We start from the raw sequence: 17033 nt of genomic DNA on the forward strand, positions 1-17033 counted from the left end.
CTATGACCGGATGCCGTCGCCGTCCTTCGTGCGGCCACTCCCGGCGCGCTGGGTGACGGCGATGCACACCAGCACCGCCACCGCCGCCGCCGGCGCGGCGGCGGAGATCTCCTCGCCGAGGGCCAGGAACGACCAGACCAGGGTGAGCAGCGGCTGCGCCAGCTGGAGCTGGCTCGCCCGGGGCACCCCGATCTCCGCCATGCCCCGGTACCAGACGTACAGCCCCAGGAAGGTCGACCCGGCGGCCACCCAGACCAGCCCGATCGCCCCGTGCGCCGTGAGACGGACGGGCTCGAAGGACAGCGCCACGGCCGCCCCCGCCACGGCGAGCGGCAGGCAGAGCACGAGGGCCCAGCCGATGACCTGCCAGCCGGGCATCACCCCGGCCAGTCTGCCGCCCTCGGTGTAGCCCGCAGCGCAGACCAGCAGCGCCCCGAAGAGGTACAGATCACCGGAGGAGAGCACCCCGCCGCTCTGCTGGACGGTGAAGGCGATCACCACGGCCGCCCCGGCGAGGGCGGCGATCCAGAAGGCGCGGGGCGGACGCGAGCCGGTGCGCATCGCGGAGAAGAGCGCGGTCGTCAGCGGGAGCAGGCCCACCACCACCGCCGCGTGCGAGCTGGTGGAGGTCTGGAGCGCCAGCGAGGTCAGCAGGGGGAATCCCACGACCACACCGCCCGCGACGACCGCGAGACCGGCCCAGTGGCGGCGCGCGGGCAGCGGTACCCGGCCCGCGAGCAGGGCGCACCCGGCGATCAGTGCCGCGAGCACGCTGCGCAGTGCCACCAGGGACCAGGGGCCGAAGCTCTCCAGCCCCCACACCGTGGAGGGGAAGGTCAGTGAGAAGGCGAGGACGCCGAGTCCGGCGAGGAGGACGCCGCTTCCGGGGCCGCGGCGCGCCACGGGCGGGGCCGCCGGGACCGCTATCGTGGTTCGTCCGATAGCGCTATTGTGTGCTCTCATGCATGAGCGTAGCAGTGTGGCGGAACTGGCCAAATCCCTGCGAGGAGAGCTCGACCGCTACTCCCCAGGTGGAAAGCTGCCGTCAAGCCGCACCCTCGTCGAGCGCTTCCGGGTCAGCCCGGTCACGGTCTCCCGGGCCATCGCGCAGCTCGCCGCCGAAGGTCTGGTGGTCACCCGCCCCGGCGCCGGGGCCTTCCGGGCCGAGGCCCGCACCCCGCTCCCCGACCCCGGTGACACCTCCTGGCAGGAGGTGACGCTGAGCAGCGACAGCGGGCCCGAGGCCGTGCCGCGCACCGTCGACGCCTCGGGAGTCCTCGTCACGCTCTCCGCGCCCCCGCCGGGCGTCATCGAGTTCAACGGCGGTTATCTCCACCCCAGCCTCCAGCCCGAGAGGGCCATGGCCGCCGCCCTGGCCCGGGCGGGGCGCCGGCCGGGCGCGTGGGACCGGCCGCCGACCTGCGGCCTCGCCGAGCTCCGCGCCTGGTTCGCCCGGGAGATCGGCGGGACCCTCACCGGACCCGACGTCCTGGTCACGGCGGGCGGGCAGAGCGCCCTGGCCACCGCGCTGCGCGCGCTCGCCCCGCCCGGCGCCCCCGTGCTCGTCGAGTCGCCCACCTATCCGGGCATGCTGGCCGTCGCCCGCGCCACCGGCCTGCGGCCCGTACCCGTGCCCATGGACGCGGACGGGGTGCGGCCCGACCTGCTGGAAGCCGCCTTCCGCGCCACCGGGGCCAAGGTCTTCGTATGCCAGCCACTCTTCCAGAACCCGACCGGCGTCGTCCTCGCCCCCGAGCGGCGCGAACGCGTCGTGCGGGCCGCCCGGAAGGCCGGGGCGTTCGTCGTCGAGGACGACTTCGCCCGCCATCTCGTCCACCACGACGCCGGGCCGCTGCCCGAGCCGCTGGCCGCCCACGACCCGGACGGCGTCGTGATCCACGTGCGCTCCCTCACCAAGGCCACCTCGCCCAGCCTCCGCGTCGGGGCGCTCGCCGCCCGGGGGCCCGTCAGGGAACGACTGCGGGCCATCCAGGTCGTCGACAGCTTCTTCGTACCGAGACCGCTCCAGGAGGCAGCGCTGGAACTCGTGGGCGCCCCGTCCTGGGACCGGCATCTGCGAGCCGTCTCCGCGGAGTTGGGCAGTCGCCGCACCGCCGTGACGGCGGCGGTGCGCACCCGGCTGCCCGAACTCACCCTGACGCACGTGCCGTCGGGGGGCGGCAGCGTCTGGCTGCGGCTCCCCGGCCCGGCGGCCGACGAACCCGCCCTGGTCTCCGCCGCCCTGCGGGCCGGCGTCGCCGTCGCCCCCGGCAGCCCCTACCACTGCGCCGAGCCCCCGGCCGGCCACATCAGGCTGAGCTACGCGGCCCTCTCCGGGCCCGCCGAGATCGCCGAAGGGGTACGCAGGCTGCGCGCCGCCTGGGACGAACTGCCACCGTCCGGGCGGTAGTCCCCGCTCGCCGCAGCCTCCTGCGGATCGCCGTGGGCCGGGCGATAGCCTCCGCCCATGACTGACACCGACACTCCCGGCCGGGGGTACGAGATCTCGCGCGACCCGGCCCGCCTGGACGCCGCCCGTATCCACCACTGGCTCTCCACGGACGCCTACTGGGCGCTCGGCCGCACCCGCGAGTACCAGGACCGTGCGATCGCGGGCTCGCTCAACTTCGGTGCGTACGACGTCGCGTCGGGCGAACAGGTGGCCTACGCCCGGGTGGTGACCGACCACGCCTCCTTCGCGTGGCTCTGCGACGTGTACGTCGACCGCGACGCCCGCGGCCACGGCCTCGGGACCCGCATCGTCACCACCGCCCGAGACCACCTGGCCTCCCTCGGCGTGCGCAGGCTCCTGCTGGCGACCGAGGACGCCCACGGCGTCTACGCGAAGATCGGGTTCGCCCCGCTCGCCGATCCCGGCATGTGGATGGCTCTCCAGCTGAACTGAGCCGAGTACACGTCGCCCCGGTCGCCCTCTTGACCGGCGCCGCGTTCGGCTCCACGATCGCGCCCATGAGTGTTCGCGTCTCACTGGTCGCCGCAGCACGCAGCTCAGCCCTGCTCGCCGAGCGATTCGACGACGACCGGCCGCTCGACGACACGGGCTGGCACGAGGTGAGGCTCGCCGCGCACTCCCTGATCCCGCTGGCCGCTGCCGAACTGCGCTACTGCTCGCCCACCCCGCGCAGCCGCGCCACCGGCGCCGCCCTCGGCTTCGCGCCGCTGGTCCAGCCCGCGCTGCGCGACTGCGACATGGGCCGGTGGCGCGGGCTGACGCTGGCCGACGTGGCCGCCCGCGAACCGGCGGGGGTGGACGCCTGGCTCGCCGATCCGCGCTCCGCCCCGCACGGCGGCGAGTCGCTGCTCGGCTTCATATCCCGCATAGGCGGCTGGCTGGACACCCGGCCGGTGCGGGAGGGCTGGATCGTCGCCGTCGCCGAACCCGCCGTCGTCCGCGCCGCCCTCGTGTACGCGCTCAACGCCCCGCCGCCGACGTACTGGAACGTCGACGTGCGCCCGCTCTCCACCGTGACGCTCATCGGGCTGCCCGGCCGCTGGAGCCTCAGCCTCGGTGTCTTCCCGGGCTGAGGCTCCGCCCTCGTACGGCCCGGTGTCTTCCCGCCAGTCCGACCAGTCGGTATGGTGCGTGCCACCGAGACGAGGAGAGACCCGTGCCGCAGATCCATGGCCACTGTGACGACCGGTTCGCGGCGGTGCGCGACGCGTTCGCGGCGAACTTCGCCGAGCGCGGCGAACTGGGCGCCGCGGTCACCGTCCTGCTCGACGGGGCCCCGGTGGTGGACCTCTGGGGCGGCTGGGCCGACGGGGACCGGACCCGCCCGTGGGAGCGCGACACCGTGGTCAACGTCTGGTCCACGACCAAGGGCCCGACCGCACTCTGCGCCCATGTCCTCGTCGACCGGGGACTCCTGGACCTGGACGCCCCGGTGTCCGCCTACTGGCCCGAATTCGCCGCCGCGGGCAAGGAGTCCGTCCGCGTGCGCCACCTCCTCTCGCACCGCTCGGGCGTCGCCGGGCTGCGCGACCCGCACACCCTGGCCGAGCTCTACGACTGGGAGCTGACCACCGCCCGGCTCGCGGCGACCGAACCCTGGTGGGAGCCCGGCACCCGCTCCGGCTACCACGCCATTTCGTACGGCTTCCTCGTCGGCGAGGTCGTCCGCAGGGTCACCGGCCTGCTGCCCGGAGAGTTCCTGCGGCAGGAGATCACCGGCCCGCTCGGCATCGACTTCACCGTCGGACTGCCCGAGAAGGACGCGGGCAGGGTGGCCGAGCTCGTCCAGCCGAAGGCCGTCTTCCGCGAACAGGCCGCTCTGTTCGCGCAGATGGAGCCGCTGGCCATCGCCTCGCTGCTCAACCCCGGCACCGGCACCGCCGCCGCCAACACCCCCGAGTGGAGGGCCGCCGAGATCCCCGCCGCCAACGGCCACGGCACCGCCCGCGCGGTCGCCGCCCTCTACGGCATCGTCGCCGGGCGGGGCAGCCTCGACGGCCGCCGCATCCTGTCCGAGGAGGCGGCCGAGCGGATCCGGGAGGGCCAGGGCAGCTGCCGGGACCTGGTGCTGGGAGCGGGCTTCGCCCACGAGACGGAGCTCGGCCTCGGTCTCTGGCTGAGCGGCCCGAACTCCTCGTACGGTCCCAACCCGCGTGCCGTAGGCCACGACGGGGCGGGCGGCTCCTGCGGTCTCGCCGACCCGGAGGCGGGGGTCGCGCTCGGTTACGTCATGAACCGCATGGGTCCCCACATCGCCGACGACCCGCGCAAGATGGCGCTGATCGACGCGGTGTACGGCGCCCTCCCGGCAGCCCGGTAACCGGCCGGCTCACCAGCCCCGCCCGTACGCGTCCTCCGCGGCTCGGGTGCGGCGCGTGGGCCCAGCTTCACACGGATCCGGCTCGCACGGATGGGTGCCGGAGGCACCCGGGCGCAGCGGGCCGGTGCCGGAACACGGCGGCGTGCTGGACGACGGCGAAAGGCCACAGCGGGTGCAGCCGGGCCGCCAGCGGGTCACCGCGGTCAGTGCCGCGAACACCGGCAGGAACCAGAAGTCCGGGAGCGGTCCGTGGGGGCCGGCGTCCCGCCGGGGAGCACACCTGGCGCGTCGCTCCGGAGCCGCACGGGTGGGGGAGCGGTCACAGGGGTGCGGGAGCACCTTCCCGCCGGGGGCTCTGCCGCCGCGGGCTTCCGTGGTGCGGCGTCCCGCTGCGCGGGCCCCCGGCGTGCGGGCCGTGCGTCACGGCCGGCGGCGGGGCTTTCCGCGCTTGGCCGCCGCCCTGGGGTTCTTCGCGCCTCCCTTGGCGCTCTTCGCCCCGCCCGCGGCCGGTTTGCGCGGGGTGCCGCTCTTCTTCGCAGCACCGCGACCTGCCTTGGGCTGCGGCGGTGTCGGGGGTCGGCCACGGGTGCTGTTCACCGTGCGCCCGCGGACGATCCCGATGAACTCCTCCACCAGGTCGGTCGTCTTCTCCTCCGGCCACGACAGCGCGATCCGCGACTCGGGAACCCCCGTCAGCGGGCGGTAGGTGAGGTCCTTGCGGTGGTGCAGACGGGCCAGCGACTGCGGTACGACGAGGAGCCCGACCCCCGCCGCCACCAGTTCGATCGCGTCCGCCGTCGTGGCGGGCCGCTCGAACGCGGGCCGGCCCGGCGGACGCTCCCAGTCGAGGACGTCGTCCAGGGGATGCAGCACGATCTCCTCGGCGAGATCCTCGGCCGTCATCTCCTCGACGGCCGTCGCGGCGTGATCCTTGGGGATCACGACCACGGTCGTCTCGGTGTAGAGCGGGATCGCGCTCAGGTCCGTACGGTCCACGGGCAGCCGCACGAAACCGGCGTCGGCACCGCTGTCACGCAGCAGACCGGCCGCCTCGGCGGCGGGCACGCCGACCAGGGTCAGGGGGGTGTCGGGCAGCCGCTCGTTCCAGATCCGCACCCACTTGGTCGGGGTCACGCCGGGAACGTAGGCGAGCCGGAACGCAGGGGGTGCTTCGGAGCCTGTCACCCCGCCAGGTTACCGGCCGTGGTCGGAGGGGGCGCACATGCTCGATACCCTGGACACCATGACGTCGCACCAGACCACCCAGACGATGAAGCCCGCCACCGCGGCGAAGAAGCTGGGTGTGTACCTCGAAGCCACCCCCGCCGAGTTCCAGGAGGGCGTCGTCTCGCGCGCCGAGCTGAACGCGCTGCAGTCGGACCCGCCCCAGTGGCTGCAGGAGCTGCGCCGCAACGGACCCCACCCCCGGCCCGTGGTCGCCTCGAAGCTGGGCATCTCCATCGCCGGCCTCGCGCGCGGCGGTGTCACGGAGCCGCTCACGACCGAGCAGATCGACGCGCTGAAGCAGGAGAGCCCGGAGTGGCTCCAGAAGGAGCGCGCCACCCAGGCCGAGGTCCGCAAGGAAGCCGTCCGTATCAAGGAGCGCAACGCCGCTCGCGCCGAGCAGGCCGACCGCGACTGACGTTCCCGCCGGGCACCCCCACGTCCGTGCCGCCGTCCCCGCGCGGGACGCCGGGGCGGTGGCGGTGGTCCTTGCCGCAAGCGCCGATCCGGACACCTCGGGGAGGACGGCCCGCCGGCCCTGAAGCGGTGGGCCTCTCCCTCCTCACACACCGGTCCCGGACGTGCGTGGCATGGTGCCCTCCACGCTGCCGTCGGCGGAGAGGCTGCCCACGACGCCCGAGGCGCTGGGGCCGAGTACCCGGGGGACACAGACGCGTGGCGGCGGCTGCGGCTGACTCCCGCAGGGCTCATCGGCGGCGGCTCCGGGGCGGCACGGGCTCGTCAGGGGCCCTGAGTGCCCCCGCTCGCACGGACGGGCGACGGACGGCCTGGGGCGGCGGTCTATTCCCCCGTGTAGAACGCGATCGTCGCCACCGTCGTGGCGGTCACGAGCTCCGGATCCGCGCCGGAGGCGGCGAAGGCGCGTCCCCACTCCTCGCCCGAGCGGGCCACGAAGGCCTTCGCCTCGGGTGAGTTCTGCCATTCGGCGGCGTCCTCCGGGTCGAGCCCGCCGCCCGTCAGGTGCCAGCCGAGCCCCAGGAGGGCCAGGTCCCAGCCGATCCCGACGGCGCCCGGCCCGTACTGACTCCGGAACTCCTCCGGGACCACGGACGCGTGCTCCAGCTCGAACAGCGTGCCACCGCCGCTCTCCGGTGTCAGGCGCACCTCGACCTCGCTGAAGCCGGGATCCGGCCCGAACTGCCAGGACACCCGGAGCCGCTCCGGGGGCACGCACTCCAGGATCTCGCCGCCCGCGTTGCCCTCCAGCTGGTAGCGTCCGCCCACCCGGAACTCCCCGGTCACCGGGAGGAACCACCGGGGGATGCGGTCCGGCGAGGTCAGCGCGTCCCAGACGTCGGGGGGCGCCACGTCGAACGTGCGCCGCAACAGGACCGTCCCGGCCTCGTCCGACCCCACCCGGCGCGTGCCGACCTTCCGGTGCACGCGCTCGATCTCCTCGAAAATCTCGCTCACGGCCGCTCCCTTCCTCCGCCTGCCGGTCCGCTCCGTGGTGCCGGGCACCGGAGCCCATGTAACCGAAGTTCGGCCGGTACCGCCTCAGCGGGCGCAGGCGCCCGCCTCGGCCCAGCGGCTGAGCGTCCCGGTCGTGTCGTCGTAGGTCAGCCAGGTGCCGTCACCCAGCGGGCGCACGTAGCTGTCGACGGCGCCCCCGGGGTACTCGACCTCTCCGCGCACCTCCAGGGTGCGGGCGTCGAGCAGCCGGTGGCGGGCATGCTCCGGACCGCCGGAGCCGGTCACGGAGGAGATGAGGGTGTGGGCGTCGACGAAGCCGCCGTCGTACTCCCAGCGGGGCGGGTCGTCCTCCTCGTCGTCGTCAGGATCGAGGCACGCCTCGGCGATCGGCGTGCCGTCAAGGGCGTGCAGCTCCAGGTCCGTCCCGTAGTGCTCGACCGTGAGGAAGCCCGGGTGCGCCGGGTGCGCGTCCAGCAGGATGCGGTCCGTGCGCCGGCCCAGGTCCCAGCCGGTCAGCTGTTCACCGTCCCAGCGCGCCCAGTGCAGCAGGACGCCGTCCTGGCCCATGCCGATGCACAGCCCCATGTGGACGCCGTCCGGGTGGGGCAGATGGCGAGAGCCCGAGGCGGCGCTGTCGAGCGGGATCCGGCCGAGCTCCCGGCCGTCCCCGGCGTCCAGGAGAACCCAGCGCTCCTGCCAGTTCCCCACCTCCGGCTCCACCACCACATGGGCCCAGACGAACCGGCCGTCCGCGGAGACCTGACAGGATCCGTGTTCGAGGCCGCGGCACACCTCCTGCTCGTCCCCGGTGTGCGGGTGGCCGATCTCGGGTCCCCAGCAGGCGTGCCGGTATTCCCACAGGAGCTCCCCCCTCCGGCCGACGGCGCGGACCGCGCGCTGACCCGAGAAGACCGCGAACGTGGCGTCGGGGCTGACCGAGTGAACACCCCTGTCCCACCCCGGCCACGGCAGGGGGAAGACGGCGGCAGGGGCCCGTTCGCCGGCGAACACCTCGTGGAGGTCGTGGACCTCCAGCTCGTGCCCGTGCCGCAGGAGCGCGCGGGGCAGGCGCTCCCCGTCGACCTCGAAGGCGTAGCCGTTGACCAGTGCGCCGCCCCCCGGCAGCGTCACCGAGTCGCGCAGTTGTGCGGTGATCGACATGGCGGCAAGGTAGCGGACCCCACTGACACCTCCCGCCCCCGCACCGGCGCCCGTGCCTCCGGCGGTCCGCGCCGTCACGCGGTGGCGGCGCCGAACCACCTGGTCAGGGGGCCGGCCAGGTCCTGCTGGTCCTCACCCACCCACGCCACATGGCCGTCCGGCCGCAGCAGCACGGCGGGCACGTCCAGTTCCTTGCTGCTGTCGACGACATGATCGACCCGGTCCGCCCAGCCCGCCACGGAGAGCTGTCCCGCCGGGTCGAGCAGCAGCCCACGTCCGCCGTGCATCAGCCCGTAGAGGCGGCCCCGCTCCAGTTCGACGTCCCGGAGCCGCCGGCCCAGCAGCTCGTGGCCCTCGCCGAAGTCGTAGCGGATGCCGATACCGATGATCTTCGAGATCACGTGCCGGTTCACGTCCTCGATCTCCATCAGCTCCGCCATCAGCCGGCGTACCGCCCGGGGGCCCGGTGCGTCGGCCATCAGCTCCATCTGCGCCCGGGTGTTGTCCAGGACGGCGGCGGCCACCGGGTGCCGTTCGGTGTGGTAGCTGTCCAGGAGCCCTTCGGGGGCCCAGCCGTTCACCTCGGCGGCCAGCTTCCAGCCCAGGTTGAACGCGTCCTGGACCCCCAGGTTGAGACCCTGGCCGCCGGTCGGCGGGTGGATGTGCGCCGCGTCGCCTGCCAGCAGCACCCGGCCGGCCCGGTAGCGCTCGGCGAGCCGGGTGGCGTCGCCGAAGCGGGAGATCCAGCGCGGGGAGTGCACACCGAAGTCGGTGCCCGCGAACGCCCTCAGCTGCACCTTGAGTTCGTCGAGCGTCGGCGGGGCCGTACGGTCCTCGGCCACGCCTTCGGCAGGCACGACCACCCGGTACACCCCGTCCTTCAGGGGCGCGAAACCGAACCGTTTCTGGGTCTTGCGGACCTCGGCCGTCGCGGCGGCCAGCGCCTCGGGTGAGGCGTCCGTCTCCACCTCGCCGAGCAGCGTCTCGACCCGGGAGGGCTCCCCGGGAAACCCGATACCGAGCAGCTTGCGCACCGTGCTGCGCCCGCCGTCGCAGCCGACAAGGTGACGGGAGCGCAGGTGTGTGCCGTCGGCCAGCTCCACGCTCACCCCCTCGTCGTCCTGGCTCAGCCCGGTCAGTTCCTGGCCCCGCCTGATTTCCACGCCCAGTTCGGCGGCGCGCTCCGCCAGCAGCCGCTCGGTGACCTGCTGCGGGATGGCGAGGACGTAGGAATGTGCCGTGTCCAGCCCGTCGGGCCACGCGTCGCTGAGCCCCGCGAAGAAGCCACCGACCTCGAACTTCCTGCCGAGGGCGAGGAACCGCTCCAGCAGGCCGCGCTGGTCCATCACCTCCACGCTGCGCGCGTGCAGGCCCTGGGCCCGCGACTGCACGGTCGGCTCGGTCTCCTTCTCCAGCACGAGCACGTGCACGCCGTGCAGCCGCAGTTCGCAGGCCAGCATCAGGCCGGTCGGTCCGCCGCCTGCAACGATCACGTCGATCATGAAAACCCGCCCCATTCATCGCACTTGCTCTTCGGCCGGCCGCTCCACGCGGTCCGCGGGCACGCATCCCCGCCGTTTTCCGCCGGTGGTTCGCCACCGCACGGAACCGGTACGCCGACAAAACGCGCGTACGGAGCGAACCCCGGATTTCCCCAGGTTCCGGCTTCGAGCGGATATTCTGCGGCACCACCCGGGCCTTGCCGCAAGGCCCCCCATGCGCTATATGTTGAGAGTGGCGAGGAGAGGGTGAGCTCCTTGCCTTTCTCTTTTTCGCGCCCTCCCCGTCACTGCTCGGCAGGGCCCCTGCTCCTGGCTGCTTCTCCTCGGCGTGACCCGGCGCCTCTCGCGTGGCCCTCGGCGGCGCAGTCCCGGACGCTCCGTCCCCGCCCGACCGCTGGTGCCCGGCCTCGCGCCGCGACGCTCGCACCGTTGCTGCGCCCGGCGGGCTCCCTCTCGCGCCGCCCAGCCCTCTCAGGGCCGTACGAGCATGCCCGAAAGTCTTTGCATAAAACTGCATAGGTGCGTATAGTCATGCCATCGACGAGGAGGATTTCCGATGGTGGTACGTGCGGCAGTGGCAGGAGCGAGCGGATACGCCGGCGGGGAACTGCTCCGCCTGCTCCTCACCCACCCCCAGGTCGAGATCGGCGCCCTCACCGCCCACTCCAACGCCGGAGAGCGGCTCGGTGCCCTGCAGCCCCATCTGAGGCCGCTCGCCGACCGTGTCCTGCAGCCGACGACGGCCGAGGTGCTCGACGGGCACGACGTCGTCTTCCTGGCGCTCCCGCACGGCCAGTCCGCGGCCGTCGCCGAGCAGCTCGGTGACGAGGTGCTGGTCGTCGACATGGGCGCGGACTTCCGGCTGAAGGACGCCGCCGACTGGGAGGCGTTCTACGGCTCCCCGCACGCGGGCACCTGGCCCTACGGACTGCCCGAGCTCCCCGGGGCCCGCGCGGCGCTCGAGGGATCCAAGCGCATCGCGGTGCCCGGCTGCTATCCGACCGCCGTCTCCCTCGCCCTCTTCCCGGCGTACGCCGCGGGGCTCGCCGAGCCCGAGGCCGTCGTCGTCGCCGCGTCCGGCACCTCAGGCGCGGGCAAGGCCCTCAAGCCGCACCTGCTCGGCTCCGAGGTCATGGGGAACATGACTCCCTACGGCGTCGGAGGGGGGCACCGGCACACACCCGAGATGATGCAGAACCTCGGGGCCGCCGCCGGCGAGCCCGTCACCGTGTCCTTCACCCCGACCCTGGCGCCCATGCCCCGCGGCATCCTCGCGACGTGCAGCGCCAAGGCGAAGCCCGGCGTGAGCGCCGAGTCGCTGCGGGCGGTGTACGAGAAGGCCTTCGCCGAGGAGCCGTTCGTCGACCTGCTGCCCGAGGGCCTGTGGCCGTCCACCGCGGCGGTGTACGGATCGAACGCCGTGCAGATCCAGGTGGCCCACGACGGGGCGGCCGGGCGGATCATCGTGATCAGCGCCATCGACAACCTCGCGAAGGGCACCGCGGGCGGCGCCCTTCAGAGCATGAACATCGCCCTCGGGCTCCCCGAGGACACGGGTCTTTCCACGATCGGGGTCGCGCCTTGAGTGCCCCGCACGCAGCCGCCGTGCTGCGGCAGACGACGAAGACCGCACCGCCGCGCCGCGCGGCCGGAGAAGCGAACGAGGAGATGCAGTGAGCGTCACGGCAGCCAAGGGATTCACGGCGGCGGGGATCGCCGCCGGGATCAAGGAGAGCGGCAACCCGGATCTGGCCCTCGTGGTCAACAACGGCCCCCGCCGCGCCGCCGCGGGCGTCTTCACCTCCAACCGGGTCAAGGCCGCGCCCGTCCTCTGGTCGGAGCAGGTGCTCAAGGGAGGCGAGGTGACCGCCGTCGTCCTCAACTCCGGGGGCGCCAACGCCTGTACGGGCCCCCAGGGCTTCCAGGACACCCACGCCACCGCCGAGAAGGCCGCCGAGGTCCTCGGTGGCCACAGCGCGGGCGAGATCGCGGTCGCCTCCACCGGGCTGATCGGGGTGCTCCTGCCCATGGACAAGCTCCTGCCCGGCATCGAGAAGGCGGCGCAGGCCCTCAGCGAGTACGGCGGCGAGAAGGCCGCCATCGCGATCAAGACCACGGACACGGTGCACAAGACCGCCGTCGCGGGCGGCGAGGGCTGGACCGTCGGCGGCATGGCGAAGGGCGCGGGCATGCTCGCCCCCGGTCTCGCCACCATGCTGGTCGTCCTCACCACCGACGCCGACGTCGAGGCACCCGCTCTGGACGCCGCGCTGCGTGCCGCCACCCGCACCACCTTCGACCGGGTCGACTCCGACGGCTGCATGTCGACCAACGACACCGTGCTGCTGCTCGCCTCGGGTGCGAGCGGAACCACCCCCGGCCGGGCCGAGTTCGAGCAGGCCGTGCAGCACGTCTGCGCCGATCTCGCGCGCCAGCTGATCGGCGACGCCGAGGGCGCCTCGAAGGACATCCGGATCGAGGTGATCAACGCGGCGACCGAGGACGACGCCGTCGAGGTCGGCCGGAGCATCGCCCGTAACAACCTCCTGAAGTGCGCCATCCACGGCGAGGACCCCAACTGGGGCCGGGTCCTGTCCGCGATCGGCACGACGCGGGCCGCCTTCGAGCCCGACCGGCTGAACGTCGCCATCAACGACGTCTGGGTGTGCAAGAACGGCGGCGTCGGCGAGGACCGCGAGCTGGTCGACATGCGCTACCGGGAGGTCCGGATCACCGCGGACCTCGCCGCCGGCGACGAGTCGGCCGTGATCTGGGCGAACGACCTCACCGCCGAGTACGTCCACGAGAACAGCGCGTACAGCTCATGAGCGCCGCGAGGAAGCACACCGCGCTGCCCAAGGCACAGATCCTCATCGAGGCGCTGCCCTGGCTCACCCGGCACAACGGCAAGAACGTCGTCATCAAGTTCGGCGGCAACGCCATGATCGACGACGAACTGAAGGCCGCCTTCGCCCAGGACGTCGTCTTCCTGCGGCACGCCGGCCTCAAGCCCGTCGTCGTGCACGGCGGCGGCCCGCAGATCAGCGCCCAGCTCGACAAGCAGGGCCTGGTCAGCGAGTTCAAGGCCGGGCTGCGGGTGACCACGCCCGAGGCCATGGACGTCGTACGGATGGTGCTCGCCGGACAGGTCCAGCGTGAGCTCGTCGGGCTGCTGAACCAGCACGGCCCGCTCGCCGTCGGCATGACCGGCGAGGACGCGCACACGATCACCGCCACCCAGCACCGCCCGGTGATCGACGGCGAGGCCGTGGACATCGGCAGGGTGGGTGAGATCACCGCCATCGACACCGGAGCGATCCAGGCGCTGCTGGACGACGGCCGCATCCCGGTCATCTCCTCCATCGCCCGCTCCGCCGAGGACAACCACGTCTACAACGTCAACGCCGACACTGCCGCCGCCGCGCTCGCCGCGGCGCTGGGCGCCGAGACGCTGATGGTCCTCACCGACGTCGAGGGCCTCTACGAGGACTGGCCGAACAGCGACGACGTCATCAGCAGGCTCACCGCCACCGAGCTGGAGAAGCTGCTGCCCGACCTCTCCAGCGGCATGGTGCCCAAGATGCAGGGCTGCCTCCACGCCGTACGCAACGGCGTCGAGACCGCCCGTGTCATCGACGGCCGGGTCCAGCACTCGATCCTGCTGGAGATCTTCACCGACGAGGGAATCGGCACGATGGTCGTGCCCGACGCGACACCCGCCGCACAGACCGGCGACGAGGGGGAGTCATGAGCAACGAGGAGATCACACAGCGCTGGCAGGACGCGCTGATGGACAACTACGGCACGCCGCAGCTCCCCCTGGTGCGCGGCGAGGGCGCCCGGGTGTGGGACGCGGACGGCACCGCCTATCTCGACTTCGTCGGCGGCATCGCGGTCAACGCGCTCGGCCACGCCCACCCCGCTGTGGTCGACGCCGTCTCCACGCAGATCGCCCGCCTCGGCCACGTCTCCAACCTCTTCACCGCCGAGCCGCCGATCGAGCTCGCCGAACGGCTCCTCCAGCTCTTCGGCCGCAAGGGCAGGGTCTACTTCTGCAACTCCGGCGCCGAGGCCAACGAGGCGGCCTTCAAGATCGGCCGGTTGACCGGGCGCACACACATGGTCGCCACTGACGGCGGCTTCCACGGCCGGACGATGGGCAGCCTCGCCCTGACCGGCCAGCCCGCCAAGCGCACCCCCTTCCTGCCGCTGCCCGGCGACGTCACCCACGTGCCGTACGGCGACATCGAGGCGCTCCGGGCCGCCGTGACGACCGACACCGCGCTGCTGATCATCGAGCCGGTGCAGGGCGAGATCGGCGTCGCCGTACCGCCTGCGGGCTACCTGGAGGCGGCCAGGGAGATCACCCGGGCCACCGGGACCCTGCTCGTGCTGGACGAGGTGCAGACCGGGATCGGACGCTGCGGCCACTGGTTCGAGCACCAGGCCCACCAGGGGGTCGAGCCCGACGTGGTCACGCTCGCCAAGGGGCTCGGCGGCGGGCTGCCGATCGGTGCCACCGTCGCGTTCGGCCCCGCCGCCGACCTGCTGAAGCCCGGTCAGCACGGCACGACGTTCGGCGGCAACCCCGTCGCCTGCGCCGCCGGCCTGGCCGTCCTGGACACGCTCGCCGCCGACGGCACCCTGGACGACGTGAAGCGCCTCGGCGAGCGGATCAGGGAGGGCGTCGAGGGCCTGGGGCACCCGTTGGTCTCCCACGTCCGCGGCTCCGGACTGCTGCTGGGTATCGTGCTCACCGGGCCCCACGCCGCGAAGGTGCAGCAGGCGGCTCAGGGAGCCGGACTCCTGGTGAACGCGCCCGCCCCCGACGTCGTACGGCTCATGCCGCCGCTGATCATCGGTGACGCCGAGGTGGACGAGTTCCTGCGGATTCTGCCGGGAGCTCTCGACGCGGCTTACGGGGAAGGACGATCCGGGGAGTGACGATCCGGAGAATGAGGCGACGACGATGACCGAGGCGCAGGACACCGATCACGGCGGGCCGTCGGTGCCGCAGACCCGCACCGCACGTCACCGCAGGATCGTGGACATCCTGAACCGGCAGCCGGTGCGCTCGCAGAGCCAGCTGGCCAGGCTCCTGTCCGACGACGGGCTGAGCGTCACCCAGGCGACGCTCTCGCGCGACCTGGACGAGCTCGGCGCGGTGAAGATCCGCAACACCGGCGGCGAGCTGATCTACGCGGTGCCGAGCGAGGGCGGCTTCCGCACCCCGCAGGCGCCGCTCGGCGGGTCGGCGAAGGAGGAGCGGATGCGCAGGCTCTCCGCGGAGCTGCTCATCTCCGCCGAGGCCTCCGCCAACCTCGTGGTGCTGCGCACGCCTCCGGGCGCCGCCCAGTTCCTCGCCTCGGCCATCGACCAGGCCGAGCTCCAGGCGATCCTCGGCACCATCGCGGGTGACGACACGCTGATGCTGATCAGCCGTGACCCGAACGGTGGCCAGGCGCTGGCCGACCATCTGCTGCGCCTGGCGCAGAACGACCGCTGACCGGTCCTCAGTAGAGGGTGATCGCGGTCGGTCCGGACGCCGTGCCGACCGCGATGTGCGGCCGGCGTGCCGGATCGGCCCAGGCCAGGATGCGTTCCATGGCGACCGCCGGCACGGACACACAGCCGGCGGTCGCGCCCTTCCCGTCGACGTGGAGAAAGATCCCGGCGCCCCTGCCCCGCTCCGGCCGGTGGTAGTTGAAGCCGATGACGAGCGCACGGGCGTACTGCGTCCGGTAGGTGATCAGGTGCTCGGCCTCGCCGGCCCGGCAGTCGGCGGGGCGCGGCTCCACCCAGCGGTTGTACGCGGCCGAGGCGTTGTCCTGGCACCACCAGGAGGCGTCGGTGACCCGGCGGTACGGGTACCGGGTTCCGGGCGCCGCCGCCTCGATCCCGAAGGCGTACGGCAGGTCGTAGAGCCCGGTGGGCGTCGTGTTCGTACCCTGCGTGCGGGTCCTGCCCTCGGTCAGGCCGGCGGCCCCGAAGCGCCCCGGCGCCGAACCCGCGGCCACCCATCCGCCCGGGCGCAGGTCCCACCAGGTGACGGTGCCCGTGGTGGAGCCCGGGCCGGGGGCCTCGGCGGTGACGAGCTGGGTGCCGCCGCCCGTGTCGGCCAGCCGCTCCGGCAGCGGCGGCGGCGCGGCGGGCCGCGCCGCGAGCGAACCGGCCAGGGCCAGCAGGACCGACGCGGTCACCAGGAATCTGCGCATGCTCGGGACCGTACGGGGTGCGGCGCCTGGCCCCCACCGCGCCTGCTCCGTACGGCCCAGCGCCTCACTCCGGCGACGGCGCGGGCAGGGCGGGGAGAGGGAGGGGGAGCCCCGGCAGGCCGTCGATGCTGGTGCCGATGTCGGGCTTCTTCTCGAAGTACTCGCTCAGGCTCTCGTCGTCCTCGCGCGCGAAGCGGTCCGCGTGGAGCGAGCGGTCCTCGTCGTAGGACATGAACGGCACCGCGAAGCCGCAGGTGTCGCGGATGAGTTCCGCGGTCACCACGATGATCGCGCGCAGCCCGTGCGGGGAGGGATCGACGCCGGTGAAGCGCCCCAGCAGGCCGGGGAACCTCGGGTCGTCGCGGAAGACCGGCTCGCCGCGGCCGTGCACCCGGACGATGTTCGGCGGGCCCTGGAAGGCACACCACATCAGCGTGATGCGGCCGTTCTCGCGGAGATGGGCGACGGTCTCGGCATTGCTGCCGGCGAAGTCGAGGTAGGCCACGGTCCGTTCGTCGAGCACGGCGAACGAGCCGCTGACCCCCTTGGGGGAGAGGTTGACCGTGCCTTCGGCGTCCAGAGGCGCGGTCGCGGTGAAGAACAGAGGCTGCTCCTCGATGAAGGTCCTGAGCCGGCCGTCGATGCGGTCGTGTGTCTTTCCCATGGCGGCATTGTCGTGCGAACAGCTGTACGCGACCGGGTGT

Annotated in this window: 17 protein-coding genes; 10 read left to right on the forward strand and 7 right to left on the reverse strand. The window is 73.1% G+C overall.

Annotation, left to right across the window (positions count from 1 at the left end):
• Complete coding sequence (locus tag ACFY8O_RS22610; protein WP_387905065.1) at positions 1–963, reverse strand: DMT family transporter; 963 nt, start codon at positions 961–963, stop codon at positions 1–3.
• On the opposite strand from ACFY8O_RS22610, the gene ACFY8O_RS22615 reads away from it, so the two are divergent.
• The 4 genes from ACFY8O_RS22615 (at position 962) to ACFY8O_RS22630 (ending at position 4793) form a co-directional block, all read left to right on the forward strand.
• Positions 962–2410, forward strand: coding sequence for an aminotransferase-like domain-containing protein (locus tag ACFY8O_RS22615; protein ID WP_387905068.1), 1449 nt, complete (start codon positions 962–964; stop codon positions 2408–2410). The two genes, ACFY8O_RS22610 and ACFY8O_RS22615, sit on opposite strands and share 2 nt — an antisense overlap.
• Positions 2411–2467: 57 nt before the next feature.
• A complete protein-coding gene (locus ACFY8O_RS22620) occupies positions 2468–2905 on the forward strand; it encodes a GNAT family N-acetyltransferase (RefSeq protein WP_387905070.1) in 438 nt (145 codons plus the stop codon).
• Between the two features lie 65 nt (positions 2906–2970).
• The gene (locus tag ACFY8O_RS22625; protein ID WP_145806384.1) at positions 2971–3546 is read left to right on the forward strand and encodes a histidine phosphatase family protein; all 576 of its coding nucleotides are present in this window, start codon (positions 2971–2973) and stop codon (positions 3544–3546) included.
• An 83-nt stretch (positions 3547–3629) separates the two neighbouring features.
• Positions 3630–4793 (forward strand): serine hydrolase domain-containing protein, encoded by a 1164-nt coding sequence (locus ACFY8O_RS22630; RefSeq protein ID WP_387905074.1) that lies wholly within the window; start codon positions 3630–3632, stop codon positions 4791–4793.
• Between the two features lie 420 nt (positions 4794–5213).
• Here the strand turns inward: ACFY8O_RS22630 and ACFY8O_RS22635 are convergent, their stop codons facing one another.
• Entirely contained in the window at positions 5214–5978 is a 765-nt protein-coding gene (locus ACFY8O_RS22635; RefSeq protein WP_387905077.1) for a LysR family substrate-binding domain-containing protein, read from the reverse strand.
• 58 nt (positions 5979–6036) lie between these two features.
• Here ACFY8O_RS22635 and ACFY8O_RS22640 point away from each other — a divergent pair, with 58 nt between their 5' ends.
• Positions 6037–6435: a DUF5997 family protein gene (locus ACFY8O_RS22640; protein WP_208766023.1), complete on the forward strand. Its 399-nt coding sequence runs from the start codon at positions 6037–6039 to the stop codon at positions 6433–6435.
• A gap of 383 nt (positions 6436–6818) precedes the next feature.
• Here the strand turns inward: ACFY8O_RS22640 and ACFY8O_RS22645 are convergent, their stop codons facing one another.
• From ACFY8O_RS22645 to rox, 3 genes are all read right to left on the reverse strand, one after another.
• The gene (locus tag ACFY8O_RS22645) at positions 6819–7451 is read right to left on the reverse strand and encodes an SRPBCC family protein (protein WP_387905080.1); all 633 of its coding nucleotides are present in this window, start codon (positions 7449–7451) and stop codon (positions 6819–6821) included.
• A gap of 84 nt (positions 7452–7535) precedes the next feature.
• Positions 7536–8612 carry a hypothetical protein gene (locus ACFY8O_RS22650; protein ID WP_387905083.1) on the reverse strand — a complete coding sequence of 359 codons (1077 nt, stop codon included), beginning with the start codon at positions 8610–8612 and terminating at the stop codon, positions 7536–7538.
• A 74-nt stretch (positions 8613–8686) separates the two neighbouring features.
• Positions 8687–10114 (reverse strand): rifampin monooxygenase, encoded by a 1428-nt coding sequence (gene rox, locus ACFY8O_RS22655; RefSeq protein ID WP_387905085.1) that lies wholly within the window; start codon positions 10112–10114, stop codon positions 8687–8689.
• 556 nt (positions 10115–10670) lie between these two features.
• On the opposite strand from rox, the gene argC reads away from it, so the two are divergent.
• The 5 genes from argC to ACFY8O_RS22680 all read left to right on the forward strand — a co-directional run bounded on the left by argC (position 10671) and on the right by ACFY8O_RS22680 (position 15620).
• Positions 10671–11699, forward strand: coding sequence for an N-acetyl-gamma-glutamyl-phosphate reductase (gene argC / locus ACFY8O_RS22660; RefSeq protein WP_145806368.1), 1029 nt, complete (start codon positions 10671–10673; stop codon positions 11697–11699).
• An 88-nt stretch (positions 11700–11787) separates the two neighbouring features.
• Positions 11788–12942, forward strand: coding sequence for a bifunctional glutamate N-acetyltransferase/amino-acid acetyltransferase ArgJ (gene argJ / locus ACFY8O_RS22665; protein ID WP_145806366.1), 1155 nt, complete (start codon positions 11788–11790; stop codon positions 12940–12942).
• Entirely contained in the window at positions 12939–13865 is a 927-nt protein-coding gene (gene argB / locus ACFY8O_RS22670; RefSeq protein ID WP_387905089.1) for an acetylglutamate kinase, read from the forward strand. The genes argJ and argB overlap by 4 nt, the downstream gene beginning before the upstream one ends.
• The gene (locus ACFY8O_RS22675) at positions 13862–15058 is read left to right on the forward strand and encodes an acetylornithine transaminase (RefSeq protein WP_387905091.1); all 1197 of its coding nucleotides are present in this window, start codon (positions 13862–13864) and stop codon (positions 15056–15058) included. Before argB ends, ACFY8O_RS22675 begins: the two co-directional genes overlap by 4 nt.
• Positions 15059–15083: 25 nt before the next feature.
• Positions 15084–15620: an arginine repressor gene (locus ACFY8O_RS22680; protein WP_073751528.1), complete on the forward strand. Its 537-nt coding sequence runs from the start codon at positions 15084–15086 to the stop codon at positions 15618–15620.
• Between the two features lie 7 nt (positions 15621–15627).
• On the opposite strand, the gene ACFY8O_RS22685 is transcribed toward ACFY8O_RS22680, so the two are convergent.
• Together ACFY8O_RS22685 and ACFY8O_RS22690 are read right to left on the reverse strand one after the other, a co-directional pair.
• Positions 15628–16329 (reverse strand): L,D-transpeptidase family protein, encoded by a 702-nt coding sequence (locus ACFY8O_RS22685; RefSeq protein WP_387905094.1) that lies wholly within the window; start codon positions 16327–16329, stop codon positions 15628–15630.
• A gap of 64 nt (positions 16330–16393) precedes the next feature.
• Positions 16394–16993, reverse strand: a complete 600-nt coding sequence (locus tag ACFY8O_RS22690) for a pyridoxamine 5'-phosphate oxidase family protein (protein ID WP_387905096.1) — start codon at positions 16991–16993, stop codon at positions 16394–16396.
• Positions 16994–17033: the final 40 nt, after the last annotated feature.

The sequence above is a fragment of the Streptomyces argenteolus genome, from assembly GCF_042902585.1.
GTDB classification, from domain to species: domain Bacteria; phylum Actinomycetota; class Actinomycetes; order Streptomycetales; family Streptomycetaceae; genus Streptomyces; species Streptomyces argenteolus.